Raw genomic sequence first — 23,711 nt, 5'->3', positions numbered from 1 at the left:
CCTGAGCCGTCCGCGTCGAGCGAAACTCGGCGCGATGCGTCATGCTGAAGTCGTGGGTCCCGACAGCCGGCACCTGGCGTTGCATCGTGAGTGGCTTGGTGCCGGCGCGGTGGTCACGATTGCCTTGGCCGTCAGCGCACTGGTGCTCCTGCGCATCGCCAACCAGGGTCGGCCGGTGGACACCTGGTGGTTAGGAAGCGCGATCATCGCCGTCGGGCTTGGCGCCGTCGGGCTGATCCTCACCGCCAAGGTGCCATCCAACATCATCGGGTGGCTGTTCCTGGCCGGTGGACTGAGCGAGGCGGTAATGGGCCTCGGACGGGAATGGGCGGTCTACGTCGAACTCGGCGGACATCACCTGCCCGGCGCATCGTTGGCCGGGTGGCTGGGTACCTGGCCGTTGGTTCCGGCGATGGTGACGTTCCCGCTGATCCTGTTGTTCTTCCCTGACGGCGCCCTGCCCAGCCCGAGGTGGCGGCCGGTACTGTGGTTGACGCTCATAAGCGCTGGCGGCGGGATCATCCAGGCGGCGACCAGCTACGGGCCCTACACCACCGACATGCCCGGGCTCACCAACCCGATCGGCATCCACTGGGCCGGTCTGGACGTGCTGGGAAGGGCTTCCCAGGCCGGCTACGCAGCCGCCGTCCTGCTGGCCATCGCGTCGCTGGCCGCTCGCCGACGAGGCGCCGATCCCGTGACGAGGCAGCAACTCAAGTGGGTCTCAGCAGCGGGGGTTCTGCTCGCCGTCGAGTTGCTCCTCGAGGTCATCCCCGGGCACGGCCCGCTCGGCTTCACCACCTGGACCGGGCCGCTGACCGTGGTGCTGTTCCTCGGGTCGATCGTGATCGCCGTCCTCCGCTACCGGCTGTGGGACCTGGACCTGCTGATCAGGTGGTCGGTGGTCTACGGCACGCTGACCCTCGTCGTGGCGCTCGCCTACCTGGCTGTGGTCGTCGCCACCGGGGCCATAACCAACCGCCAGGTGTCCTTGGGCCCATCGTTGCTGGCCGCATCGCTCGCCGTGGCGGTCGTGGCGTTGCTTCGAGATCGAGTCCATCATTGGGTGGAGCGGGCCCTGTACGGCGACCGTCAGGACCCGTACCGAGCGCTGACCACCCTGGGTGAGCGGCTGGACGCACCCGGCTCCAGCGATGATGTGCTCACCGAAGTGGTCGACGCGATCGCCCAGTCGTTGCGCCTGAGCTACGTCGCCGTGATCGTGCCGATCGAGGGGTTGGTCGCCGACATCGGCACCCCCGGTGCCCACGTTTACCGGATCCCGCTGGTGTTTCGAACCCACGAGGTGGGTCAGCTGGCCGTCAGTCCGCGAGCCGGTTCTCGCCTCAGCGCATCGCAACGGGGGGTGCTGGCCGACCTGGCCCGTCCGGTGGCCGCCGTGCTTCAGGCGGTGGCGGCCGGACGGGCGCTCGAATCGTCGCGCCTGGACTTGATGACGGCGCGCGAGGCGGAGCGTCGGCGCGTTCGTCGGGATCTCCACGATGGGTTGGGTCCGGCGCTGGCAGCAACACGCATGAAGCTCGACGGTGCGCTGTTGCTGATCGACCGGAATCCGGAGCGGGCCAAGGCGATACTGACCAAGCTGGCTGACGAGGTGGCCGGCACCGTCGACGACGTCAGGCGTCTGGTCGACGATCTTCAGCCGTCCGTGCTGGCTGAGATCGGGCTGGTGGCCGCAGTGACCGAACAGGCACGCGCTTTCACCGGCCCGGTGGAGTCGGGCGGTGCGCTCACAGTCGAGGTGCAGGCTCCCGCCCACCTCCACGGACTCGCCCCCGGTGTCGAGCTCGCCGCCTACCGAATCGCGTGCGAGGCCTTGGCAAACGTGGCCCGTCACGCCCATGCCAGCCGCTGTCGGGTCACGCTGGGCGGCGGCGATGACCTGCGGTTGCGGGTGGACGACAACGGGGTCGGCATCGGCTCCGATGCTCGCGTCGGGCTGGGCACGATTTCGATGGAGGAGCGGGCGGCCGAGCTGGGAGGCACCTGTCGCATCGGCGCCTCGCCGCTGGGAGGAACTCAGGTGGCGGTGAGCATTCCGAGCCGCCCCGTCCCAGCGCATGGGTCCAACCCGACACCGCCACCTCAGGCGACAACATCAACTCCCTCGAGCGCTCCCCAGCCTCGACTCGACGAAGCCACGAACCGATGAGCGAACAACCGATGAGCCCCGAACCTGTGACCGCTGAACCGCTGGACCGAGATGTGATTCGGGTGCTGATCGCCGATGATCACCCGATGTTCCGAGATGGCCTCCGCGTGGTGTTGTCCACCGAGCCCACCCTGGAGGTGGTGGGCGAGGCCGCAGATGGACCAGAGGTGGTTGAGCTCGCCGAGAAGCTTCAGCCCGATGTCATCGTGATGGACCTCAACCTTCCGTCGCTGAACGGTATCGAGGCCACCCGTCAGGTGGTCGCAGCCAACCCGCACATCGCCGTGCTGGTGCTCACCATGTTCGATGACGACGACAGCGTCTTCTCCGCCCTGCGCGCCGGAGCGCGGGGCTACCTCCTCAAGGGCGCCGGCCACGAGGACGTCGTGGCAGCCATCCGGGCGGTCGTCGCCGGCGCAGCCATCTTCGGTCCAGCGATCGCGCGCAGGATTCAGCGCTATTTCACCGTCCCCCAACGGGTCGCTCCGTTTCCACAGCTGACCGACCGCGAGCGTGAGGTGCTGGAACTCGTCGCCCGGGGCCAAAGCAACCCGGACATCGCCCAGACCCTCTACATCTCCGAGAAGACGGTCCGCAACCACGTGTCGAACCTGTTCACCAAGCTTCAGGTGGCCGATCGGGCCCACGCGATCGTGCGCGCCCGGTCGGCAGGGCTCGGCGGGGCCTGAACTCTCGAGCCGGTACCGAAGCCCTCGAACCGGCCCGAAAACTCGAAGTGGGGAGTGCAAACGACCGCCTGGCGGTCGTTTGCACTCCCCACTTCGGACGTTTTCGTCCGCGTTGCTCCGGGCTGGTTGCCCCGGGCTGGTCGTAGGCTGGGTACCGCTAGCCGCCCAGACCCCCGAGGAAGCCTCCGCCGCCGCCGCCGCTGCCTCCGGCCGCCGCCGGACCACCGAGTGCACCCTCGGACGGCTGGACGAGCACGAACCCTTGGCCGGCGAAGGCCATCTGGAACGTCTCCCCGGTGCCGCCCCGCAGCATCGATTTCATGCCGCCGGTGTCGGTCTTGATGTTCATCTGCACCCCGGCACTCCACAGCACGACCGCCTGAGCATCACCGAAGGTGGCCTGCTGGGTGACGTCGAGCATCACCGGCGGGCCGTCGGTGGTGACCGCGACGTATCCGGTGCCCCGCAGCACCACGTTGTAGAGCCCACCGGCCTGCATGCCTGCCATGCCGCTGCCGACCCGCTGGATGTCCCACTCGATCGAGTCCGAGAAGGCCAACACGTTGCGTCCGTTGACCGACACCATGTCGTTCTCGAGGTACATGATGATGATGTCGGTGGCCTGGTCGGCGATGAACACCTCACCCGAGCCCGTGACCTTCATCACGTTGACGCCCTCGCCGGTGACCGCCTTCTTGAGCATCTTCGTCATGCCGCCGGAGCCGGTGTTCTCGAAGCGGGCGTCGCCCTGGTAGGCGACCATCGAGCCCATGCGGGCGTTGACCGGGCCGTAGGCCAGGTTGATCTTGAGCAGCTTCTTGTTCTGGTGGACGAACTGGTCGGTCGCCTCCGCCTCGGAGAATGTGGTCAGTTCGTTGCAGTGGATAGGCATAGGTGTTCCCCCTCGTCGCGGTGCCTCTAGACCGTACCGAACGCACCGCCCATGTCCACGCGTTTCTGCGCCGCTTCCTTCGATTCCCGTTGCCGCCGGGGGCCCCGGCGCCGTCGGCACACGTAAGACGGCATACGTCCGACCGTCGAGCGCTACTCCGACGCGACGAGAGATTCGGGCCGGCGGGTCAGCTTCGCCACCTCGTCGGCCCGGGCCATCGTGGTGTCGACCATCGACTCCAACCCCTCGCGAGCGGCGCTGTCACGATCGACGATCACCTCTCGGCCGTCGGTTAACAGGTGGGTGGCGTTCTCCTGCGATGCGGCGACGACCCCGGCAGCCTTGACCAGATGGTGACGGAACATGCCGACGTCGAAGGCACCGTCGCGCACCCGGGCGTTCTCCATCGCCTTGGCGTTGGGAACCTTCACCGAGTGCACCACCCCCACCAGGCTCAGCGCCCGCAGCACGTAGTAGCTGACGTCGTACTCCCACCAGTAGAAGCCCTGCCGGGCCGAGGCCGGGTAGTGATGGTGGTTGTTGTGCCAGCCCTCGCCCATCGTCAGGGCGGCGATGATCGCCGAGTTGCGGCTGGTGTCGTTGGTGACGAAGCGACGACGCCCCATGACGTGGGCCAGCGAGTTGACCAGAAACGTGGCGTGCCACAACAGGACGGTCGAGACGAAGAAGCCGAGCACCAGGCCCGACCAGCCGCCGACGAGGACGCAGAACACGGCCAGGGTGAGCGGACCGATCCAGTCCTTCTCGTTGATGAAGCGGATCTCCGGGTATTTGGCAAAGTCGGAGATCACCTCGGTCGGCGTCGGCGAGGACTTCTCCGAGAGAATCCAGCCCATGTGGCTCCACCAGAAGCCCTTGATCGGCGAGTGCAGGTCACGGTCGGTGTCGGAGAAGCGGTGGTGCAGCCGATGGTTGCCCGCCCACCACAGCGGGCCCTTCTGCATCGCCATCGAGCCACCGAAGGCCAAGATGAACTGAAACACCCTCCCGGTTTTGTAACTGCGGTGGGCGAAATAGCGGTGGTAGCCGGCGGTGATGAAGAACATGCGCACCGTGTAGGTGCCGATCGCCAGGACGACGGCGGTGGTGCTGATGCCAGTGAAGATCAGGGCCAGCGGCGTCAGGTGGACGAGAAAGAACGGGATGGACGATCTCACCTGGACGCGCTCGTCAGGAAGTCGGCCATGGGTGGCGATGGTCACGGGGGCCTCGGCAGGTTGGGGCGGGTTCGCCGGAGCACTACGGCGGGACAGCGCAGGAGCGGGGGATTGCTGAACAGAGCGGTGGTTGCTGAACAGGTGAGGATACCACCAGCATCAGGCGATTTGCGTTGGACAGCCGTCACATAACGGCGGAACACCAATGTTCCCATGCCGTCTTCGATCAGCGCCGTCACCACTTCATGGATGGTGGTGCCGTTTGGGTGCACGATCGTTCGCCGAAACCCGGGCCGTCCGAAGCTTGCGCCGTTCATCGAAAGTCACGAGACCTCAGCCCGCCGCGGCTGCCGCTGCCGCCGCGCCGCTGAGGCCCTCGGCCTGCGTCCGCTCCGACGGGCACCGGCAGGGGGTCGAAGCGTTCGGCGGCCACCGCCACCACGTCGTCAACCGTGCGCTCCAGACGGCCGGTCACCACCAGGGCAGGTGCGTCGCGGGCCAGGCGCCGGTACCGCACCCAGCAGCCCGGCGAGCACACGACGTTGACCAGCCCGGTTTCGTCCTCCAGGTTCAAAAAGATCGTCCCGCCGGCGGTCTGGGGCCGCTGGCGATGGGTGACGATGCCACCGACCGACACCTTGGTGCCGTCCGGCGACGACAACAGCGCCTGAGCGGTCGAGATGCCGAGAGCGTCGAGGCGGTGGCGGACAAACCGGGTGGGGTGCCCATCGGCCGACACGCCGGTGGCCCACAGGTCGGCCTGTGCCTCCTCCCACTCGGCCATGCCCGGCAACCGAGGCGCCTCGGCGCCGGTGACGATGCCCTCCAACCGGTCGGGCGAGCCCTGGGCGGCCGCCCCCACCGACCACAGCGCCGCCCGCCGCCCCAACGGTTGTCCGCTGCGATGGGGATCGGCGAAGCCCCCGAGCGCTCCCGCGGTGGCCAGCGCTTCGAGCTGTTGGCGGCTCAGCCCCGCCCGGCGGGCCAGGTCCTCCACCGAGGCGTAGGGCCGTTCGGCGACCACTTGAGCGGCGGCATCCTCACCCAGGTGGCGCACGCTGGCCAGCCCCAACCGCACCCGGGGCTGGGGCCGATCGCGGTTCCAGCGGTAGCGACGATCGGGCGGCGGCGCCCCACCCCCGTCGACCAAACCGGTCCCGGCGGCGCCGTCGATGTCGGGACCGATGTCGGGACCGATGTCGATGTCAATGTCGATGTCAGGGACATGGGGGATCAACCGGCTGCCGGAGGTGCCCCCTGGCCACCACAGCGTGCTCATGACCCCCGAGGTGGCCACGTCGGGGGCATCGACCTCCACCCGGTGGCGCCGGGCGTCCTGCACCAGCGAGTGGGGCGACCAGAAGCCCATCGGCTGGGCATCGAGCAGCCCGGCCAGAAACGCCGCCGGTTCGTGGTACTTCAACCAGGCGGAGGCGTACACCAGGTAGGCAAAGCTCACCGAGTGGCTCTCGGGGAAGCCGTAGTTGGAGAAGGCGGCCAGCTTCGACCACAGCTCCTCACGGGTGGCTTCGTCCAGCCCGTTGGCGGCGGTGCCCTCATCGAAGCGGCGGGCCAGGACGGCCATGGCCTTGGCCGACCGCTTGGACGCCATCGCCTGGCGCAACTGGTCGGCCTCGGTCGGGGTGAAGCCGGCCACGTCGATCGCCAGCTGCATCAGCTGCTCCTGAAACAGCGGCACGCCCAGGGTCTTCTTCAGTGCCGGCTCGCACAGCGGGTGCAGGTAGGTCACCGGCTCCTCCCCCCGGCGGCGTCGCAGGTAGGGGTGCACCGAGCCGCCCTGGATCGGGCCGGGCCGGATCAGCGCCACCTCGACGACCAGGTCGAAGAAGCAGCGGGGCTGCAGCCGGGGCAGGGTGGCCATCTGGGCCCGGGACTCCACCTGGAACACCCCGACCGAGTCGCCCTGGCACAACATGTCATAGACGTCGTCGTCCTGGGGCAGGGCCGCCAGGTCGATCGTCTCGCCCCGGGTGGCCGTGATGTGGTCGACCGTGGCGTGCAGGGCGGTCAGCATGCCCAGCCCCAGAAGGTCGAACTTCACCAGCCCGGCCGCCGCGCAGTCGTCCTTGTCCCACTGCAGCACCGAGCGGTTCTCCATGCGGCCCCACTCGGTGGGGCACACCTCGACCACCGGCCGGTCGCACATCACCATGCCGCCCGAGTGGATGCCCAGGTGCCGGGGCGCGCCCTGCAGCTGCCCGGCCAGGTCGATGACCGCGTCCGGGGCGCTGATGCCCTCGGGACGACCCTCCCCCGGCTTGGGCAACGGCCCCCACCGGCCCAGCTCCTTGGCCCAGGCGTCCTGTTGGCCCACCGAGTAGCCCAGCGCCTTGGCCGCGTCGCGCAGCGCCGAGCGGCCACGGTAGGTGATCACGTTGGCCACCTGGGCGGCGTGGCTGCGGCCGTGGCGCTCGTAGACGTACTGGATCACCTCCTCCCGGCGACCCGACTCGATGTCGAGGTCGATGTCGGGCGGCCCGTCGCGCTCGGGCGACAGGAAGCGCTCGAACAGCAGCCCCAGGCGCACGGCGTCGGCCTTGGTGACCCCGAGGGCGAAGCAGGCCGCCGAGTTGGCCGCCGAGCCCCGGCCCTGGCAGTAGATGTCGTTGCGGCGACAGAACGCGACGATGTCCCACACGACGAGGAAGTAGCCGGGAAACCCCAGCTGCTCGATCACCCCCAGCTCGTGGTCGATCTGGGCCCAGGCCCCCGGCGCGGTCTCGGCCCGGCGTGTGCCGTAGCGCACGACGGCACCGTCCTCGACCAGGCTTCGCAGGTAGGCCATCTCGCTGACCGGGGTGCCGTCGGGGCCGGGCGGGCACGGGTACGGCGGCAGCGACGGTGCGACCAACGACAAGTCGAACGCGCACTCCCGGCCCAGCGCCGACGCGGCCTGCACCACCCCGGGATAGCGGGCGAAGCGGGCGAGCTGCTCGGCCCCCGAGCGCAGGTGGGCGCCACCGTTGGCGGGCAGAAAGCCGTCGCTGTGATCCAGGCTGGAGCGGGCGCGGATCGCCGCCATCGCCCCGGCCAGGCGGCGGGCGGCCGGGGTGGCGTAGTGGACGTTGTTGGTCGCCAACGGCCGCACCCCCGCCGAGGCGGCCAGGCGCACCAGGGCATCGTTGCGGGCCGAGTCAAGCGGGTCGCCGTGATCCCACAGCTCGGCGAACACCGAGTCGGACCCGAACGCCGCTGTGAGCGCCCGCAGCTCCCGGGCGGCCGCCCGCGGCCCGTCGGCGACCAGCGCCGCCGGCACGGTGCCCTTACGGCACCCGGTGAGGGCGGCCCAGTGCCCGCGGGCCCGTCCGGCCGCCTCGGCCAACTCGGCAAAGCTCAGCCGTGGCCGGCCCTTCTCCCCCGCCATCTGGGCGGTCGACAGCAGCGTGCCCAGCCGGGCGTATCCCTCGGGGTCGCGTGCCAGGATCACCAGGTGGCGGGCCGCCGGGTCGTGGCTGGTGCCCTCACCGGCGCGCGGTTCGGCCGCCCCGATCGACACCTCGGCGCCGAACACGGTGGGCAGCCCGGCCTCCCGGGCCGCCTCGGCGAAGCGCACCACGCCGTAGAAGCCGTTGTGGTCGGTCAGCGCCAGCGCGTCCAACTCGAGCGCCACCGCCTCGTCGACCAGCTCCTCCGGCGAGGATGCCCCGTCGAGAAAGCTGAAGTGCGAGTGGGCGTGCAGCTCGGCATATGCGGTACCGGGGCGGCGCCTGCCAGCGCCCCCCGGACGCGGGCGACCCCGGACTCCCCCACGTTGACGAGGCTCGTGATCGTCGCCTCGCGTCGCTGGTTTGTCCGGGTCGACACCGGGTGGGGAGGGACCCCGTTGCGTGGCGCGGCCGGGCGATCCAGAGACCGCCGAAAGCTGGGCTTCCAGCTCCGACCACGACTTCGCCGGGTTTCTCCATCCCACGGAGCCACCTTATCGAACGCCTGTTCGTTTTCAAGCGGCGAAGGTCGCCACCGGCCGTCACGCCCCAAGCTGCATCAGACCGCTGCGCCCGCGGGCCGCCGCCGATCAGGGCGCTACGAAGACGATGAGGGACTGCAGCTCCTCCTGGGTGCCGATGGCGATGATCACCTCGCCCTTGGAGATCACCTCGTCGGGCGAGGGGTTGGTCTCGAAGCTGCCGTCGCGGCGACGCAACGCCAGCACCAACGCGCCGGTTTCGTCGCGCAGGTGGGTGTCGCGCAGCGTCTTGCCGACGAGCGGCGACCCCTCAACCACCGCCACCTCCTCCAAGCGAAATTCGAGCGACTTTTCGTGCATGACGACGTCGACGAACTCGGCCACGTGGGGGTGTAGCACGAAGGCCGCCATGCGCACGCCGCCGATGCTCTGCGGGTTGACCACCCGATCAGCGCCGGCCCGCATCAGCTTCTCGCCGCTGTCCCGGCTGCGGGCGCGGCTCACGATGAACAGGTCGGGGTTGAGCGACCGGGCGCTGAGGGTGATGAAGGAATTTTCGGCGTCGCCATCGACCGCCGCCACCAACGCCGCAGCGCGGTCGATGCCGGCCTTGCGCAGCACCTCGTCGGTCGTGGCGTCGCCGATCACCACGCGATGCTCGACACCGTTCACCTTGTCGGGGTCGATCTCGACGATCACCAGTTCCTGTTTGGTCTCGGCGATCTCCTCGGCGATGGCATGGCCGACAAGGCCCCAACCGCACACGATCACGTGGCCGCTCACCGAAGCGATCGACTGGTTCATACGTCGTCTCCCTAGCAACTCGTTGACTCGGCCTTCGATGACACCCTCGACGATCACGCTGAAGGCGTACAGCGCTGAGGAGACCCCCACCAGGATCAGCACGACGGTAAAGGCGACACCCAGCCGCGACAGCGGCTCCACCTCGCCGAAGCCCACCGTCGACACCGTCATGACCGTCATATACACCGCGTCGAGCGGGCTGAAGCCCAGGAACAGGTAGCCGACGATGCCGAACGCCAACACGCCGAACAGGGCGATCATCGCTCCCGCCAGACGCCGCCCTTGCCCCATCGCCCGACACACTACGGGCGGATCCGCTCCGGTACGCGAAGTGTGCCGCTCTCGCGTCGTGAGGAGCGCGAGAGCGGCACACTTCGCGGTGCTCCCACTTGGTCAGCATGCGTTTGCGCCGTTCGCACCCGGCACCTCTCGGCCGGGCCGACAGCCTCTACGCTGTTGGGGTGGCCGACCGATCGTTGCTCTGGGACGGCCCGCTGAGGCGTTGGCACCCCACACAGGTGGTCGTCGTCGGGTTCATCGCCGTCATCCTCACCGGCGCAGCCTTGTTGCACCTGCCGATAGCCACAGACGGGGTCGAACACAGCTTCCTCGATCGGCTCTTTACCGCAACCTCGGCGGGCACCGTTACCGGCCTTCAGGTGGTCGACACCGCCACCGGCTGGACCCATTTCGGGCAGGCCGTGATCATGGTGCTCGCCCAGATCGGCGGGTTCGGGCTGATGGCGTTCTCGTCGGTGGTCGCCGTCGCACTGGCCGGCAAGCTGGAACTGCGCCACCGCCTGGCCACCCAGGCCGAGGTGAACCTCGCCGGCGGAGCCGACTTCAAGGCGGTGATCCTCGGGGTGTTCCGCTGGTCGATGGGCATCGAGGCGACGGTGGCGGTGGCGCTGTTCGGCGGCTTCGTCATCATCCACGGCGAGCCGCTGGGACGGGCGGCATGGCTGGGGCTGTTCCATGCGGTCACCTCGTTCAACAACGCCGGGTTCGCCCTGTTCAGTGACAACCTGGCCGGCTTCGTCGACGATCCGTGGACCTCCGGGGTGATCGCCACGTCGATCGTGCTCGGCGGCATCGGCTTCCCGGTGTTGATGGAGCTGCGTCGCCTCTACCGCCGCCCCCGACGCTGGTCGCTGCACACCAAGATCACCCTCGTCGCCACAGCGCTGCTCATCGCCGGCGGAGCGCTGGCCGTGCTCGTCATCGAGTGGTCCAACCCGAACACCCTCGGGCCGATGGGCATCGCCGACAAGGCGATCGCCGGTCTCTTCCAGGGCATTACCCCCCGCACCGCCGGATTCAACACGATCGACTACGGCGCCATGCGCGAGTCGTCGATCGTGGTCACCATCGTGTTGATGTTCATCGGCGGGGGCAGTGCCTCCACCGCAAGCGGCATCAAGGTGACCACCTTCGCCGTCCTGGCGTGGGTGATCTGGGCCGAGCTGCGCGGTGACCGTGAGGTCGACTCGTTCCGTCGGCGCATCCCCGCGTTCGCCCAGCGCCAGGCGATCACCGTGGCGCTCAGCGGGGTGGCGCTCGTCACCGTCTCTACGATGGCGCTGGTGACCTTCGACCGCATTCCCCTCGGCGACGGCCTGTTCGAGGCCACCAGCGCGTTCGGCACCGTCGGGTTGACCACCGGGATCACCCCCACCCTGAGCGCTGGCTCCCGGGTGGTGCTGATCGTCATGATGTTCGTCGGGCGCGTCGGGCCCGCCACCCTGGGCGCCGCCCTGGTGTTGCGGGAACACACCCGCCGCTACCGCTATCCCGAGGAGCGACCCCTCATTGGCTGAGACCGTCCCGTCCCATCCCACGTCCCCCGCCTTCGCCGGCCCATCCAGAAGCGCCGAGCGCCTGCGCCGCAGCGACACGGTGCTGGTCATCGGCCTGGGCCGGTTTGGATCGGCACTCGCCACCTCGCTCGAGGACATGGGCCACGACGTGCTCGGCGTCGACCTCGACCCCGGGTTGGTCGCCGACCATGCCAGCGAGCTCAGCCAGGTGATGGAGGCGGACACCACCCGGCTGGACACGCTGCGCCAGATCGGCGCCGAGGACGTTGGCGCAGCCGTCGTGGCGATCGGCACCGACATCGAGGCCTCGATCCTGACCACCGCCGCTCTCGTCGACCTCGGGGTCACGCCGATCTGGGCCAAGGCGCTCACCGAACCGCACGCCCGCATCCTCGAGCGGATCGGCGCCAGCGAGGTGGTGTTCCCCGAGCGCGACATGGGCGTGCGGGTGGCACACCAGGTGACCGGGCGCATGATCGACTGGTTCCAGCTCGACGACGGCTTTGCGCTGGTCGAGACGAGGGCGCCGGCGTCCATGATCGGCAAGACGTTGCAGGAGAGCCAGGCCCGGCGCCTCTTCGGCGTCACCGTCGTCAGCATCAAGCCGGTGGGTTCCGCCTTCACCTACGCCACCGCCGACACGGTGATCGGCAGGGGCGACGTGCTGCTGGTCGCCGCCGACACGAAGGCGGCCGAGGAGTTCACCAAGCAACGGTGACCATCGTCTGACATGCTCGCTCCCAGAGACGACCGGCCCGACGAGGAGGCACACATGGCGACCGACGACACCGAGAACGGTCCGCAGCTTGACCCTTTGCCCGAGGACTGGGACCGGGCGCTGGCCATCGTGGCCCACCCCGACGACATGGAATACGGCGCCGCCGCGGCCGTCGCCCGCTGGACCGCAGCGGGCAAGACGGTCGCCTACGTGCTCGTCACCAAGGGCGAGGCCGGCATCTCCACGATGGCACCCGAGGAGTGCGCTCCGCTTCGGATGGAGGAGCAGCGCCGCAGCTGCGCCGCCGTCGGCGTGACCGACCTGTCGTTCCTCGACCATCCCGATGGCCTGGTCGAGGCCAACCTGGAGCTGCGGGCCGACCTTGCCGAAGCGATCCGGGCCCATCGGCCCGAGGTGATCCTGTCGATCAACTTCCGGGAGAGCTTTGGGCTACCCGGCTGGAACCACGCCGACCACCGCCACGTCGGGGTGGCCGTGCTCGACGCGGTGCGCGACGCCGCCAACCCGTGGCTGTTCGGCGATCGGGGCCGGCCATGGGAGGGTGTGCGCTTCGCTGCATTCGGCGGCTCACCCCAGGCCACCCACTGGGTCGACACCACCGCCACCCATGCCGCCGGCATGGCCTCGCTGGCCGAACATCGCGCCTACCTCGAGCACGTCGACGAGGCCCCCGGCGCTACCGAGGACTGGCTGACCCAGCGGGCCGTCGATCAGGGCGCCCTCTTCGGCGTCGGCCACGCCACCGTGTTCGAATTGGTGCCCCTCTAGGCTGGGCCGTCAATGACCACCACCTTGGGCCAGATCAACCTGTTCGTCGCCGACATGACCGCCACGGTGGCGTTCTACCGACTTCTCGAGCTCGATGTGGCCGACCCGTACGACTGGCCGGAGGGCTCCGGCGCGCAACACGTCGACGTGCACTTCGGGGGCGACTTCTACATCGCCTTCGACAACCACGCAATGGCCCGGATCTGGAACCCGCAGTTCGACCCGGACCGCGGCGGCGGCAACGCCGTCATCGGCCTCATGGTCGCCGGGCGGGCCGACGTCGACCGCCTGTACGACAGGGCCCGGGCGGCCGGGTACGAGGTTGGGGTGGCGCCCTACGACGCGTTCTTCGGGTCCCGCTACGCCATCGTCTTCGACCCGGACGGCAACCAGGTGGGCATCAAGTCGCCCATCGAGGCCGACCGGAAATACGTCCCAGAGCTCTGAGGGTCGCCTGCGGTGATGCCGCGGCCGACGCCCGCGTGGCACATTGGGGGCCATGGGACTTCTCAGTTGGATCATCTTCGGCCTGATCGCCGGTGCCATCGCCAGGCTGCTCGTGCCCTCGGGGAGGGGCGGACGCGACCTGGGTTGCATCGGCACGGTGTTGCTGGGCGTGATCGGCTCGCTGATCGGCGGAACGGTGGCCAGCCTCATCGACGGCGAAGGCATCGACTTTGCCGCCAGCGGGCTGATCGGCTCGGTGCTGGGTGCGTGCGGACTGCTCGTCCTCGTCCGGGTGCTCAGCCGATGAGCCTCGACATCGGGTCGGGCGCCCCTCCCGCACCGCTCTACGAGCGGGTCGGAGGTCACGACTTCTTCGAGCGGCTGGTCGACGAGTTTTACGACCGGGTCGAGGCGGACGCAGAGCTGCTGTCGCACTACCCCGACGTCGACGACCTTCAGGGCGCCCGCGACCGGCTGCGCATGTTTCTCGAGCAGTTCTGGGGCGGGCCCACCACCTACGCCGAGCAGCGCGGCCACCCCCGCCTGCGCATGCGCCATGCGCCGTACCGGATCGACGTCACGGCCCGCAACCAGTGGCTGGCCGCAATGGCCGGCGCCATCGACGTGCTCGAGGTGGCCGAGCCCGAGCGCGGCGAGCTGATCGCCTACTTCGCGTCGGCCGCCGACCACCTGGTCAACGCCCGCTAAGCCGTTGCTGGAGGGCACCCGGGCGCCACTGCGAACGATGGTTTGAGCCACGACCTCCGTCGGTACGATCTCGACATGCCCCACCCAGCCCCCGAGCACGCCGCCGGCCGGTCCAGCTCGCCCGTCGCCCCGACCCCGAGCGATGCATCAGCCCTCAGCGATGCCTCCACGTCGCACGATGACGCAGGCCCAAGCGACACCGATGCTGCGATGATCGACACGATCATCCCGTCGACGCCCAGGTCGGCCGCACGCGCCGTCACCGCCGACGAGTTGGCGGCCGCCGATGCGGTGGCCCTTGAGACGCCCTACCTGTTCGGCCGACGGCAGCCGGACACCACCCGGGCCGAGCGGGGCCGCCGCGCGGTGACGATGAGCGCGGTGGTCGCCCACCGCTTCGGGCCGGTCATGACCCACAGCATGCGCCACCGGCGTCTCAGCACCGACGACTGGGTGCCGGCGCTCCGCAGGACGTTCGAGGATCTGGGCACAACGTTCCTCAAGTTCGGCCAGCTGGTCGGCTCGGCGCCCGGCATTTTCGGCGACGACGTGGCCGACGAGTTCCGCAGCTGCCTCGACACCGGACCGCCGGTGCCCTTCGACGAGGTGAAGCGCCTCATCGAGGACGAACTGGGTCGCTCCTTGGAGGACGCCTACGCCCACTTCGACCCCAACCCGATCGGCCGGGCCTCGATCGCCGTCGTTCACCGGGCAACCACTCACGACGGGGCCGAGGTGGCGGTCAAGGTGCTGCGGCCCGACGTTGAGCGGCGGGTCGCCGTCGACCTCGACCTGTTGCAGCCGCTGCTCGCCAAGGTGGTCGAGGCCACCGGCGAACAGGCCGCCGTGTCGATGCTCCAGCAGTTCGACGGGTTTCGTCAGCAGCTGGGCGAGGAGCTCGACCTGCGCAACGAGGCCCGGGCCATGGTCCACTTCTACCGCCTGCTCGGCCTGGTCGACCTGCCCAAGGTGACCGTGCCCGAGGTGTACCCGGAGCTGTCCAACCGGGGCGTGCTCACGATGGAGTTCATCGAGGGCGTGCCGGTGGACGACCTGGCGACGATCGACGGCTACGGCGCCGACGCGCCGATCGTCGTCCAGCAGGTGGTGCAGGCCTTCCTTTTGACCGCCCTTCGCTGGGGCACCTTTCACGGCGATGTGCACGCCGGCAACCTGTTGTTCCGCCCCGACGGCCGCATCGGGGTGATCGACTGGGGCATCGTCGGCCGGCTGGACGCCGACACCCACCTGTTGTTCAGGAGGATGATCGAGGCTGCGCTGGGCGACGACACCGCCTGGGCCGACATCGCGGCGATCTTCATGCGCCACTACGGCGAAGCGATCGAGGCCGCCCTCAACCTGGACGACGACGGGCTGATCGCGTTCATCAAGATGATGATCCAGCCGGTGCTGACCGCCCCGTTCGGTCAGGTCAGCCTGGCCGACATGATGCTGGCGCCCCAGCGGGCGGTTGCGGCCGCATCGGGGATCGATGCCGACGACACGTCGCCATTGACCAGGCTTCGACGCCTCAACGAACAGCGCAAGGCTCGCAAGCTGGTCGTCACCCAGGGTGCGGTGGCGACCGACTTCGACCGGGCGACCTTCCTGTTGTCCAAGCAGCTGATGTATTTCGAGCGCTACGGCAAGATGTACATGAGCGACGTGTCCCTGTTTGAGGATCGTGAGTTCTTTACCGCTGCCCTCGCCGCCGACCCCGCCGTCCGTGGCCACGGCCAACCGGTCGAGTAGGCGAGGGCGCTCCGGCTCCCCCCCGCCCCCCGGCCCCCCCCCGTGGTCCGCGGCACCCCCCCCACCACCTAGCTGTCTCCCGCGGCCCCCCCCCGCCCCCCCCCCCCCCCCCCACACCGAGCTCCGCCTGCCCCGCGCCTTGGTCCCGGCCTGCCGTCAATCTCCTCAGGCGAGACGGTCGCGCTCGGCCAGCGCAGCGGTCACGAGCAGCCGCACCCCGATCTCGATCGAGCGCTCGTCGACGTCGAAGCCGCTCGAGTGGATGTCGGGGCGGGGCACCCCGCTGGCCGGATCGAACGTGCCCAAACGGGCATAGGACGCCGGCACCTGCCGGGCATACCAGGCGAACGAGTCGCCGCCCCTGCTGTGCTCGGCCCGGACGGTGCACGCCTCTCCAACAACCGCATGGGCGGCAAGCTCGAGCGAGTCGGTCGGCCCGAGCGCGTTGATCGACGGCGGAACGCCGGTGCGGTAGGCGACCTCGAAGGTTGCCCCGGTGGGCTCGACCACGTCGCGTATCGCCTGTTCGACCAACCCGGCCGCCTTCTCCCAGCAATCGACGTCGGGGGTACGCACGGTTGCCGTCGCGGTCGCCTGAGTCGGGATGACGTTCGGCGCATCGCCACCATGGGTCGACCCGAACACGACCGACAGCTCGGCGGGTGCCGCCAGCTTGGCCACCCGCTCGGGCACCTCGGTGAGCACCCGGCCGAGCACGGCGAGCAGGTTGACGGTCAATTCGGGCCTGGCGGTGTGACCGCCTGGCCCCGAGATGGTGATGCGGGCCATGTCGGCCGCCGAGGTGATGGCGCCGGCTCGCAGGGCCACCTGGCCGATGTCGATCTTCGGGTCGCAGTGAACGCCGAGCATCGAGCCCACACCTCGCAGCGCTCCGGAGTCGATCACCTCCAGCGCCCCGCCGGGCAAGGCCTCCTCGGCCGGTTCGAAGACGAACCGGAAGCGACCGGGCTCGCCCTGGTCTACCGCTTGGGCCAGCGCCAGCGCCGCCCCGAGCACGACCGTGGTGTGGACGTCGTGACCGCAGGCATGGGCGATGCCCGGCCGGGTCGAGCGGTAGGCCACATCCTTGTCGTCCTCCATCGCCAGCGCGTCGAGGTCGGCACGCAGGGCGACGATCGGCTGGTCGCCCTCGCCGGCGACGAAAGGCGATGGGGCGCCGGTACCCAGGTCGCAGGCCAGGCCGGTGCTGTCGGGCAACGGGGCGGGCCTCAACCCGGCCACCGCCAGGCGATCGATCACCGCTGCGGTGGTCTCCAGCTCGGCCCACGACACCTCCGGATGGGCGTGCAGCCGGCGCCGGAAGGCGATCAGCTCGTCGCGATGGGCATCGAGAAAGTGCTCGAGCCAGGGATACACCGGTCCCATCAGGGGCTCGCCCGGCAAAGCTGGGGCCACACCGGCCTCAGACGAGCGGGGCATCGGTCGACAGTTCCTTCTGGAGGGCGGTGGTCACATCGACCAGGCTGCCCCCTGCGGCGACGATCCGTCGCTGTCGTTCGGCCGAGTTGCCGGTGCGCACCAGGTCGCGCAGCGTCAACAGCTCATCGGCGCATCCCAGCCGGGCCGCCGTGTCGCCGAGCAGGTCGACCAGCTCGTCGACCAGGTCCCTGGCGGGTCGGCGGTTGCCGCGGTCGTCAACGATCAGCTCGGTATCGAGGCCGTAGCGGGCGGCCAGCCATTTGTTCTGGCGCACGACCCACTCGCGCACGCCCGGCAGCGGCTCGCCGCGATCGATCTGGCCGTCCATCCACGCCACCAGGCACTGGGCAAGGGCGGCCACGCCGGTGATCTCGGTCATCGTCGGCATGCCGTCGCACATGCGCAGCTCCACCGTGCCGAAATCGGGGTGGGGGCGGATGTCCCACCACACCTCGCGCACCGACTCGATCGCCTCGGCCCGGATCAGCGCATCGAGAAACTCCTCGAATTCGCTCCACGAGTGCAGCTGCGGCGGCAGCCCGGCGGTGGGCAACCCCTCAAAGATTTTGGTTCGGGCCGACGCCAGGCCGGTGTCCTGACCGTCCCAGTAGGGCGAGGACGCCGACAGCGCAAGAAACAGCGGCAAAAACGTGGTCAGCGAGTTGACCGTGGCGATGCACTTCTCCCCCGAGCGGACCCCGACGTGGAAGTGGATGCCGTTGATCGCCAGGCGCCTCACCGGCCACTGCATGTCGTCAACCAGCTGGTGGTAGCGCTCCGACGGGCTGATCTGCAGCTCGCGGTACGAGCTGAACGGATGGGTGCCCGAGCACAACAGCCCCACCCCACGCTGAAAGGCCGCGCCGCGCAGCTCGTCGATGCCGGCCTCGAGATCGCTGCGGGCCCCGGCAACCGTGTCGCACACGCCGGTGATCACCTCGACGGTCGACTCGAACAGCTCGTGCTTCAGCGCCGGATGCTCGGCGCCGTCAGCGCTGATGTCGGCCAGCGTGTCGGTGGCCGCCGACGTCAGGGCGCGGGTCTCCCGATCGACCAGGCTCAGCTCCACCTCCACCCCGAGCGAGGCGGTTGGCGACGATCGGAACTCGATCGTCATCGGATGATCCGAGCTGCACGCGCGGTGTTCATCGACCCATCGTAGGGGCACCGACCACCGGTCGAGGTGAAGGGCGGCTCATCGTCGTTCCGACCGGCTGCGCACAGCCGTCGCTCGCTGCGCCCGGTGGCCCCCCGCAGTCGATGCCGTTCGAAGCGACGGGTAGCGTACGCGCGTGGTGAGCGATCGGGAGGCCGTGCAACCGGGTGAGGGGACCGATCCACAATCGGGCCCCGCCATCGCTGACCACGAAGCCGCCCAATACCGCATCGGGGTGATCGGCGGCGTCGGCGCCTACACGATGTGGGGTCTGTTCCCGCTGTTCTTCCACCTGCTGGAGCCCACCTCCCCGCTGGAGATCATCGGTCACCGCGTCATCTGGACGGCGGTGTTGATGGTCGGCGTGCTGTCGCTCGGCGCCGGCTGGACGTGGGCTCGCCCGTTGCTGGCCGATCGCCGCCGGACGTGGTCGGTGGTCGCAGCCGGGTTTCTGCTGTCGGCCAACTGGCTGATCTACGTGTGGGCGGTGACCAACGACCGGGTGATCGACGCCTCGCTGGGCTACTTCATCAACCCGCTGGTCACCGTGTTGCTGGGGGTGGTGATCCTGGGCGAACACCTGCGCCGCCTTCAGTGGGCCGCGGTGGCGGCGGGCGCGGTCTCGGTGCTCGTGCTCGTGCTGGGGTACGGGGCGGTGCCGTGGGTCAGCCTGGGGCTGGCCGCCAGCTTCGGCACCTACGGACTGCTCAAGAAGCAGGTGGGCCTCGGACCGGTCGAGGCGCTGACCGCCGAGACCTTCGCCGTGGCGCCCGTGGCGCTGGTCGGCATGGGCTGGGCACTGCTGGCCGGCGAGCTGGACTTCCCCGGCGCCCCGGTGTCGATGAAGCTGTTGCTGCTCGCCGCCGGTGCGGTGACCGCCGCCCCGCTGCTGGCCTTCGGCGTGGCGACGATGCGGATCCCGCTGTCGGTCATCGGGCTGTTGCAGTACCTCACCCCGGTGATCCAGTTCATCCTCGGCGTGTTCGTGTTTCACGAGGATGTGCCCCCGGCGCGGCTGGTGGGCTTCGTCTGCGTCTGGGTGGCGCTCGCGCTGCTCAGCGCCGACGGGCTCCGCCAGGGGCGCCGTCAGGCGGGCGTCCGCAAGGCCGCCCGCCAGGCCGTTGCCCGTGCCGACGCAAGCGGCGCGGTCGCGGCCCTCCCGCTGGTCGCCGACGCCGGTAGCGTGGGCGGGGATGACACCACCACCTGAGAGCACTGCGACCGACACCACCGACGCTGCTACCACCGGCGATCCGGCCGCCGCCGATCCCAAGGCCGCCGACCTCACCGCAGCGAACGTTGCCTGGCAGCTCGATGGCCTGCTCGACGGGTCGTCGACCGATGAGCTGATGGATCGGGCAGCGACCCTGGCCGACGAGATCGCCGAAGCCCGCGGCACGATCGATACGCTGGATGCCGCAGGGATGGCGGCGCTCATGGGCACGATCGGCGAGCTGCACGACCTGCTGGGCCGGGCCGGCTCCTACGTCGGCCTGCGCCTGGCCGAGAACTCCCTCGACCCCGAGCGCGGCGCAGCGATGGCCAAGCTGTCCGAGGCCGCCACCGAACTGTCGACCAAGCTGGTGTTCTTCGACCTGGAGTGGGCGGCGGTGCCCGACGAGCGCGCTGAGGCGCTGCTCGCCGACCCGGCCCTCGACTTCTGCGCCCACCACCTGCGCACCTTGCGCCGCTACCGGAACCACCTGCTGAGCGAGGCCGAGGAGCAGGTGCTGACCGAGACGTCGGTGTCCGGCGCACCCGCCTGGGTGCGGCTCTTCGACGAGCAGACCTCGGCGATCGAGGTGGCCATGCCCGAGTCGGCCCCCGGCGGGGATCGCGCGGCGTCGCTCGAGGAGGGGTTGTCGCTGCTGCAGCACCCCGACCGCCGGGTGCGCGCAGATGCGGCCGGGTCGGTCTCGACCGCCCTGCAGCCCGGCCTTCGCACCCGGGCCTACATCTACAACACCCTGCTGCTCGACAAGTCGGTGCAGGACCGCCTGCGCTCGTACCCGAGCTGGTTGTCGAGCCGCAACCTGGCCAACGAGGCCTCCGACGAGTCGGTGCACGCGTTGATCGATGCGGTCGTCGCCCGCTACGACCTGCCCCAGCGCTGGTACCGGTTGAAGGCGCAGGTGCTCGGCGTCGAGCGGCTGGCCGACTACGACCGTTCGGCCAGCGTGGCCGACGCCGACCGACAGGTGGGCTGGGCGGAGGCCTCGTCGCTGGTCGTCGACGCGTACGACAGCTTCTCGCCCGAGCTGGCCGACATCGTGCGCGAGTTCATCGACGGCAACTGGATCGACGCCCCGGTACGCCCCGGCAAACGCCCGGGCGCCTTTTGCGCCTACACGGTGCCGGGCCATCATCCCTACCTGCTGCTGAACTGGACCGGCTCGGACCGCGACGTGCTGACGCTTGCCCACGAGCTCGGACATGGAATCCATGCCTATCTGGCCCGCCCGCAGGGCATCTTCGGCCAGGACACGCCGCTGACGATGGCCGAAACCGCCTCGGTGTTCGGCGAAGCGGTCACCAACCAGGCCCTGCTCGCCCAGCTGGACGACCCCGGCGAACGCTTCGCCCTGCTCGCCTCCACGCTGGAGGACTCGATCGCCACCGTGTTTCGCCAGGTGGCGATGAGCCGCTTCGAGTCGGCCTGCCACGCCCATCGTCGTGACGTCGGCGAGCTGTCCGTCAAGGATTTCGGCGACCACTGGGCGGCCTCCCAAACCGAGATGCTCGGCGACTCGATCGAGCTCACCGACGGCTATCGCGACTGGTGGAGCTACGTGCCCCACTTCATCGCCACCCCGGGCTACGTCTACGCCTACGCGTTCGGTCAGCTGCTGGCGCTCTCGGTGTATGCCCGATACCAGAGCGAGGGCGAGGGCTTCGTGCCCAGCTACCTCAACATGTTGGCCGCCGGCGGGTCGACGAGCCCTGAGGCGTTGGCGGCGATGGTCGACTGCGACCTGACCGACCCAGGGTTCTGGGATGCCGGCCTCGACATCGTCGCCGGTCAGCTCGATGCCGCCGAGGCCGCAGCGCGGGCGGCGGGCCGCCTGTCCTAGCCGGACACCCGATTGCGACCGGGTCGCCCGAGGGCTAGCGCCAGCCCTTGGGCGGGCTGACCACCACCCCGGTTCGGCCCTCGGCGTTGCGGAGTCGGGGGTACGGGTTGATCGCCGCAGCTGCGGGTCCGGTGGGATGCAGCTCGAAGTGCAGGTGCGGATACGCCTCGTGGGCGTTGCCGGTGCTGCCCACCGTGCCCACCTGCTTGCCCGCCCAGACCCGCGTGCCCGCCTTGATGCCGGACGCATAAGCGTTCAGGTGGCAATACAGGTAGTAGTTGCCGTCGTCGCCGGCGAGCCCCAATGAATAGCCGCAGCTGGCGGAGGATTTAACGCTGGTGATCCGGCCCGACTCGACGGCGACCACCCGCTGACCCCGCTTGGCCATGACGTCGATGCCCTGGTGACGCCGCGTGCCGCCGCCTCGCGAAGCGCCGAAGTCGTTCCCGTATTGAACCGGTCCCACCACCGGAAAGCGATCGAGCTGACCGGCGCCGACGCTGCTCCCGCCCGGAGAGCTTGGGGCGACCACGCAACCCGTTGCGCCAAGTGCCGCCATCGCGACGAATCCAGCGGCGATCGACCGCAGTCGGGGGGAGAGCTTCATGGGGGTCGACGAACGACGGCTATGGACACCCGTCCACACACGGAACCGATCGTTACCTCATCGTCATAATTTTCATTATAAAGACACTCGACCGCAACACAACTGCTGAAGCGTCACAGCTCCCCGGAACAGGTGCCTCAGCCTCAGTGATCGTCGGTGGCGACGACCGGCAGGGTGACCACAAAGCGGGCCCCACCGAGCTCACTGTCGTCCAGCTCCAGCGTGCCGCCATGGCGGGCAACGATCCGGCTCGCCAGCGGCAGGCCCAACCCCGCCCCACCATGGTCGCGGCTTCGGGCCTCCTCCATGCGGCCGAACCGCTCGAAGACGAGGTCGCGTTGGTCCGGGGGAACGCCGGGTCCGTCGTCCTCGACGACCATGCGGGCCCGTTCGCCGTCGCTCGACACCGACACCCGAACCACCTCCGATGCATGGCGGCCGGCGTTCTCCACCAGGTTGCGCACCACGCTGGCCAGCTGGCCGGCGTCGCCATGCACCCGCGCGGCGCTCAGCCCGGAGAGGTCCAACCGACGACCCTTCAGGTGATCGAGTTGCTCGAGCACGAGCTCGTCGAGATCGACCTCGGTGTCCGGCACCGGCCCGAAGGCCCCCTCCTCCAGGCGGGCGAGGGTAAACAGGTCGCTCACCAGCCGATCGAGCCGCTCACCCTGGGCCAGGACGGTGGCACCGACCGAGTTCCAGTCGGCGGTGGCGGGGTAGGCCAGCGCAGTTTCGACCTGGGCCCGGATGGCCGCCACCGGGCTGCGCAGTTCGTGGCCGGCGTCGGACACGAACTGTCGCTCGCGCCGCGAGCTGGCCTCCAACCGATCCAGCATCGCATTCATCGTCCGAGCCAGGTGCGCTACCTCGTCGTCGGTGGGCGGCACGGGTACCCGCTCGTCGAGGGTGCGCGACGTGATCTCCGCCACCCGCCGACGCAGCGCCGCCACCGGTTCCAGGCTGCGGCCGGTCATCACCCACGACCCCATCCCCACAGCGAGGACAAACGTCGGCACGACAACCCACAGCGCCGTGCGCACCACCGCCACGCTTCGGTTGACGTCGCTCAGGCTGGTCGCCACCTGAACGGTGAGCTTGCCCCGCTCGACGATCACCTTGTCGGACGACACGAGGTACTCGTCCGAGTCGACATCACCGGGAAGCAGCCTGCCCAGGATGGGGTAGTCCACCGGTGGCTCGTCGCCGTCGGTCGCCACCAGCCCTGCCGGGGTCGCGGGCTCGTAGGCGACCGCCGCCAGGGTGTCGCTGGGAACGGCGCCCAGCTCGAGACGGGTCACCGTCGGAAGTGGACCGAAGTCGTTGGCCTGCTCGATCTTGTCGATCATGGCGTTCGGGTTCTTCTTGATCGGGGTGTAGGTCGCCTCGAGCGCGGCGCTGTTTCGCACCTCGACCTGGTTGACCAACGCCTGCCGCAGCCAGGCCATCGTCAGCCACGACAGCGTCAGCAGCGCCACCGCCGAGGCGACGGTGACCGCAAAGGTCAGCCGTCCCCGCACCGACAGCCGCGACCACCAGGCCACC

Annotated in this window: 19 protein-coding genes; 11 read left to right on the top strand and 8 right to left on the bottom strand. The window is 69.5% G+C overall.

The features are described 5' to 3' along the window. The first annotated feature begins 52 nt into the window (after nucleotides 1–52). Together IPN02_18420 and IPN02_18415 are read left to right on the top strand one after the other, a co-directional pair. On the top strand, nucleotides 53–2,173 hold the full coding sequence (locus IPN02_18420; protein ID MBK9298762.1) for a sensor histidine kinase: 2,121 nt from the start codon (nucleotides 53–55) through the stop codon (nucleotides 2,171–2,173). After that, nucleotides 2,170–2,862 carry a response regulator transcription factor gene (locus IPN02_18415; GenBank protein ID MBK9298761.1) on the top strand — a complete coding sequence of 231 codons (693 nt, stop codon included), beginning with the start codon at nucleotides 2,170–2,172 and terminating at the stop codon, nucleotides 2,860–2,862. Before IPN02_18420 ends, IPN02_18415 begins: the two co-directional genes overlap by 4 nt. Before the next feature lie 157 nt (nucleotides 2,863–3,019). Here the strand turns inward: IPN02_18415 and IPN02_18410 are convergent, their stop codons facing one another. From IPN02_18410 to IPN02_18395, 4 genes are all read right to left on the bottom strand, one after another. After that, complete coding sequence (locus IPN02_18410) at nucleotides 3,020–3,754, bottom strand: AIM24 family protein (GenBank protein MBK9298760.1); 735 nt, start codon at nucleotides 3,752–3,754, stop codon at nucleotides 3,020–3,022. 152 nt (nucleotides 3,755–3,906) lie between these two features. Then, nucleotides 3,907–4,977, bottom strand: a complete 1,071-nt coding sequence (locus IPN02_18405; GenBank protein MBK9298759.1) for an acyl-CoA desaturase — start codon at nucleotides 4,975–4,977, stop codon at nucleotides 3,907–3,909. A 268-nt stretch (nucleotides 4,978–5,245) separates the two neighbouring features. Continuing rightward, nucleotides 5,246–8,863: an error-prone DNA polymerase gene (locus tag IPN02_18400; GenBank protein ID MBK9298758.1), complete on the bottom strand. Its 3,618-nt coding sequence runs from the start codon at nucleotides 8,861–8,863 to the stop codon at nucleotides 5,246–5,248. A gap of 105 nt (nucleotides 8,864–8,968) precedes the next feature. After that, complete coding sequence (locus tag IPN02_18395; GenBank protein ID MBK9298757.1) at nucleotides 8,969–9,955, bottom strand: potassium channel protein; 987 nt, start codon at nucleotides 9,953–9,955, stop codon at nucleotides 8,969–8,971. 170 nt (nucleotides 9,956–10,125) lie between these two features. Between IPN02_18395 and IPN02_18390 the strand changes: the two genes are divergently transcribed. From IPN02_18390 to IPN02_18360, 7 genes are all read left to right on the top strand, one after another. Then, a complete protein-coding gene (locus tag IPN02_18390) occupies nucleotides 10,126–11,481 on the top strand; it encodes a TrkH family potassium uptake protein (GenBank protein ID MBK9298756.1) in 1,356 nt (451 codons plus the stop codon). Nucleotides 11,482–11,560: 79 nt separating this feature from the next. Continuing rightward, complete coding sequence (locus tag IPN02_18385; GenBank protein MBK9298755.1) at nucleotides 11,561–12,199, top strand: TrkA family potassium uptake protein; 639 nt, start codon at nucleotides 11,561–11,563, stop codon at nucleotides 12,197–12,199. A gap of 54 nt (nucleotides 12,200–12,253) precedes the next feature. After that, nucleotides 12,254–12,988, top strand: coding sequence for a PIG-L family deacetylase (locus tag IPN02_18380; protein ID MBK9298754.1), 735 nt, complete (start codon nucleotides 12,254–12,256; stop codon nucleotides 12,986–12,988). 12 nt (nucleotides 12,989–13,000) lie between these two features. Next, a complete protein-coding gene (locus IPN02_18375) occupies nucleotides 13,001–13,435 on the top strand; it encodes a VOC family protein (protein ID MBK9298753.1) in 435 nt (144 codons plus the stop codon). 52 nt (nucleotides 13,436–13,487) lie between these two features. Then, on the top strand, nucleotides 13,488–13,742 hold the full coding sequence (locus tag IPN02_18370; GenBank protein MBK9298752.1) for a GlsB/YeaQ/YmgE family stress response membrane protein: 255 nt from the start codon (nucleotides 13,488–13,490) through the stop codon (nucleotides 13,740–13,742). Beyond that, complete coding sequence (locus IPN02_18365) at nucleotides 13,739–14,143, top strand: globin (GenBank protein ID MBK9298751.1); 405 nt, start codon at nucleotides 13,739–13,741, stop codon at nucleotides 14,141–14,143. The genes IPN02_18370 and IPN02_18365 overlap by 4 nt, the downstream gene beginning before the upstream one ends. 75 nt (nucleotides 14,144–14,218) lie before the next feature. Next, nucleotides 14,219–15,895 carry an AarF/ABC1/UbiB kinase family protein gene (locus IPN02_18360; protein ID MBK9298750.1) on the top strand — a complete coding sequence of 559 codons (1,677 nt, stop codon included), beginning with the start codon at nucleotides 14,219–14,221 and terminating at the stop codon, nucleotides 15,893–15,895. 165 nt (nucleotides 15,896–16,060) lie between these two features. On the opposite strand, the gene IPN02_18355 is transcribed toward IPN02_18360, so the two are convergent. Then, entirely contained in the window at nucleotides 16,061–17,281 is a 1,221-nt protein-coding gene (locus IPN02_18355; protein ID MBK9298749.1) for an amidohydrolase, read from the bottom strand. A gap of 37 nt (nucleotides 17,282–17,318) precedes the next feature. Then, nucleotides 17,319–18,452: a glutamate--cysteine ligase gene (locus IPN02_18350; protein MBK9298748.1), complete on the bottom strand. Its 1,134-nt coding sequence runs from the start codon at nucleotides 18,450–18,452 to the stop codon at nucleotides 17,319–17,321. Nucleotides 18,453–18,753: 301 nt separating this feature from the next. Between IPN02_18350 and rarD the strand changes: the two genes are divergently transcribed. Continuing rightward, nucleotides 18,754–19,701: an EamA family transporter RarD gene (rarD, locus tag IPN02_18345; protein ID MBK9298747.1), complete on the top strand. Its 948-nt coding sequence runs from the start codon at nucleotides 18,754–18,756 to the stop codon at nucleotides 19,699–19,701. After that, nucleotides 19,685–21,562, top strand: coding sequence for a M3 family oligoendopeptidase (locus IPN02_18340; protein ID MBK9298746.1), 1,878 nt, complete (start codon nucleotides 19,685–19,687; stop codon nucleotides 21,560–21,562). Before rarD ends, IPN02_18340 begins: the two co-directional genes overlap by 17 nt. Before the next feature lie 34 nt (nucleotides 21,563–21,596). Here IPN02_18340 and IPN02_18335 read toward each other — a convergent pair whose 3' ends face one another. After that, a complete protein-coding gene (locus tag IPN02_18335) occupies nucleotides 21,597–22,028 on the bottom strand; it encodes a M23 family metallopeptidase (GenBank protein ID MBK9298745.1) in 432 nt (143 codons plus the stop codon). 284 nt (nucleotides 22,029–22,312) lie between these two features. Then, a complete protein-coding gene (locus IPN02_18330; protein MBK9298744.1) occupies nucleotides 22,313–23,710 on the bottom strand; it encodes a HAMP domain-containing histidine kinase in 1,398 nt (465 codons plus the stop codon). Between the last annotated feature and the right edge of the window lies 1 nt (nucleotide 23,711).

The organism is Candidatus Microthrix subdominans, from assembly GCA_016719385.1.
Taxonomy (GTDB): Bacteria; Actinomycetota; Acidimicrobiia; order Acidimicrobiales; family Microtrichaceae; genus Microthrix; species Microthrix subdominans.
This window is presented reverse-complemented; position numbering and strand designations above follow the sequence as displayed.

What these genes read in the sequence shown, in the direction of transcription:
- IPN02_18415 (MBK9298761.1), top strand. Translation starts at nt 2,170, where the DNA reads ATGAGCGAACAACCGATGAGCCCCGAACCTGTGACCGCTGAACCGCTG.
- IPN02_18395 (MBK9298757.1), bottom strand. Translation starts at nt 9,955, where the DNA reads ATGGGGCAAGGGCGGCGTCTGGCGGGAGCGATGATCGCCCTGTTCGGC.
- IPN02_18360 (MBK9298750.1), top strand. Translation starts at nt 14,219, where the DNA reads ATGCCCCACCCAGCCCCCGAGCACGCCGCCGGCCGGTCCAGCTCGCCC.
- rarD (MBK9298747.1), top strand. Translation starts at nt 18,754, where the DNA reads ATGTGGGGTCTGTTCCCGCTGTTCTTCCACCTGCTGGAGCCCACCTCC.
- IPN02_18370 (MBK9298752.1), top strand. Translation starts at nt 13,488, where the DNA reads ATGGGACTTCTCAGTTGGATCATCTTCGGCCTGATCGCCGGTGCCATC.
- IPN02_18380 (MBK9298754.1), top strand. Translation starts at nt 12,254, where the DNA reads ATGGCGACCGACGACACCGAGAACGGTCCGCAGCTTGACCCTTTGCCC.
- IPN02_18375 (MBK9298753.1), top strand. Translation starts at nt 13,001, where the DNA reads ATGACCACCACCTTGGGCCAGATCAACCTGTTCGTCGCCGACATGACC.
- IPN02_18410 (MBK9298760.1), bottom strand. Translation starts at nt 3,754, where the DNA reads ATGCCTATCCACTGCAACGAACTGACCACATTCTCCGAGGCGGAGGCG.
- IPN02_18340 (MBK9298746.1), top strand. Translation starts at nt 19,685, where the DNA reads ATGACACCACCACCTGAGAGCACTGCGACCGACACCACCGACGCTGCT.
- IPN02_18355 (MBK9298749.1), bottom strand. Translation starts at nt 17,281, where the DNA reads ATGGGACCGGTGTATCCCTGGCTCGAGCACTTTCTCGATGCCCATCGC.
- IPN02_18365 (MBK9298751.1), top strand. Translation starts at nt 13,739, where the DNA reads ATGAGCCTCGACATCGGGTCGGGCGCCCCTCCCGCACCGCTCTACGAG.
- IPN02_18350 (MBK9298748.1), bottom strand. Translation starts at nt 18,452, where the DNA reads ATGACGATCGAGTTCCGATCGTCGCCAACCGCCTCGCTCGGGGTGGAG.